2 protein-coding genes are annotated in these 2231 nt (G+C 43.4%); both read left to right on the top strand.

Features of this window, described 5'->3' with window-relative positions; genetic code table 11:
- Positions 1-167 precede the first annotated feature (167 nt).
- Positions 168-1565, top strand: coding sequence for a thioredoxin-disulfide reductase (gene trxB, locus G3T18_RS24375; RefSeq protein ID WP_224413195.1), 1398 nt, complete (start codon positions 168-170; stop codon positions 1563-1565).
- 68 nt (positions 1566-1633) lie between these two features.
- Positions 1634-2231: ADP-ribosylglycohydrolase family protein (locus G3T18_RS24370; protein ID WP_224413194.1), on the top strand; the 598-nt coding region annotated here is incomplete at its 3' end.

Raw genomic sequence — 2231 nt, 5'->3', positions numbered from 1 at the left:
GCGAGGGAAGGGGGAGTAAGAAGAGTTTTCACACACTCAAAATTCTCCCCTCTCCTACCAGGAGAGGGGCTGGGGGAGAGGTTTTTGAATAAAAGGGGAGTAAGCGATCGCCCCTAGATCGTGTTATACTACTTTTTAAGTGAAGTCGTTATGAGTTTGTATAGACTATGAACAATTCCAAGGTAGAAAATCTGGTAATTATTGGTTCGGGTCCGGCGGGCTATACGGCGGCGATTTATGCGGCGCGGGCGAATTTGAAACCTGTGATGTTTGAAGGGTTCCAAGCTGGCGGTTTACCTGGGGGACAGTTGATGACGACGACTGAGGTGGAGAATTTCCCTGGTTTCCCAGAGGGAATCACCGGACCGAAGTTGATGGACCGCATGAAGGCGCAGGCAGAACGTTGGGGAACGGAATGTTATACAGAAGATGTTGTAGAAGTGGATTTGTCTCAGCGTCCGTTTACAGTTCGTTCCTCCGAAAGAGAGTTTAAAACTCATAGTATTGTGATTGCTACGGGTGCAACGGCGAAGCGGTTGAATTTACCTTGTGAAGATAAGTTCTGGAGTCGAGGTATTTCGGCTTGTGCGATTTGTGATGGGGCTACGCCAATTTTCCACTCTCAAGAGTTGGCGGTTGTTGGTGGTGGTGACTCGGCGGCTGAGGAGTCTATATATTTAACTAAGTATGGATCTCAGGTGCATCTTTTGGTTCGTAGCGGGGAAATGCGGGCGAGTAAAACGATGCAAGATCGGGTGTTGAATAATCCGAAAATTACGGTTCACTGGCACACTGAAGCGGTTGATGTGTATGGAAATGATAATCGCATGGAGGGTGTTCGCGTGAAAAATAATCAAACAGGTGAGGAATCGGATTTACCTGTACGAGGATTATTTTACGCGATCGGTCACAAGCCAAATACAAATTTATTTAAAGGACAATTAGAACTGGATGAGGTTGGTTATATTATTACGAAACCAAATTCAGTCGAAACTAACGTTGAAGGTGTTTTTGCTGCGGGTGACGTACAAGATCGTGAATTTCGTCAAGCCGTTACTGCGGCTGGTACTGGTTGTATGGGGGCAATGTTAGCAGAACGTTGGCTGTCTGAACACAACTTGATTACAGAATATCATCAAGATACCGAAGCGCAGCAGGTAGAGAAGAAAGAAGAAGCAGAAGCTAAACCCGTTGCAGATACCGAAGAAACCTTCGATATTAACCAAACCAAACATTACGGCGGTTACGCTTTAAGAAAATTATTCCACGATAGCGATCGCGTAATTGTTGTGAAGTATGTTTCCCCTAACTGCGGTCCTTGTCACACTCTCAAACCAATTCTCGATGGTGTTGTCGATGAGTACGACGGTAAAATTCATTTTGTCGAAGTAGACATCGAAGCGGAACCAGAAATTGCTGAAAATGCGATGGTTACGGGAACGCCGACCGTACAATTCTTTAAGGATAAGGAGATTTTAGAGCAACTGCGGGGCGTGAAGCAAAAAAGTGAGTTTCGTAAGGTGATAGATAAGTATCTTCCCGCAGAACTTGCTACAAGTAAGTAAAAAGAGGCGATACCACCCACAGTAGAGACGTTGGACACAACGTCTCTATATAACCAAAGGAGAATGAGATGTTAGGCGCGATCGCAGGAGACATCATCGGTTCCATCTATGAAGCAAATAACCGAAAAAGTAAAGTATTTCCTTTATTTAATCCCGAATCTTGCTTTACTGATGACACAGTGCTTACCGTTGCAGTTGCTGATGTTATTCTCACCAACGGAGATTATACCAAAACTATCAAAAAATACTATCATCTTTACCCTCATGCAGGTTACGGAAAAAACTTTCACCTGTGGGGAAAATCTAACAGCAATGAACCTTATAATAGTTGGGGAAATGGTAGTGCCATGCGCGTTTCTCCAGTAGGATTTGCCTTTGATAACCTCGAAACCGTCTTATTAGAAGCGCAAAAAAGTGCCGCAATAACTCACAATCATCCCGAAGGAATTAAAGGCGCACAAGCAACTTCTGCGGCTATTTTTCTCAGTCGTCAAGGCAAAACCAAACCAGAAATTAAAACTTATCTTGAAAATAATTTCGGCTATAAATTGAGTCAAAAATTAGACGAAATTAGACCAAACTATCAATTTGATATTTCCTGTCAAGGTTCCGTACCTCAAGCAATTATCGCCTTTTTAGAATCAACAGATTTTGAAGACGCTATTC

Source organism: Oscillatoria salina IIICB1 (assembly GCF_020144665.1).
Taxonomy (GTDB): Bacteria; Cyanobacteriota; Cyanobacteriia; order Cyanobacteriales; family SIO1D9; genus IIICB1.
Note: the sequence above shows the minus strand (reverse complement) of the source record. Positions and strands in the feature narration are given on the sequence as shown.

What these genes read in the sequence shown, in the direction of transcription:
- trxB (WP_224413195.1), top strand. Translation starts at nt 168, where the DNA reads ATGAACAATTCCAAGGTAGAAAATCTGGTAATTATTGGTTCGGGTCCG.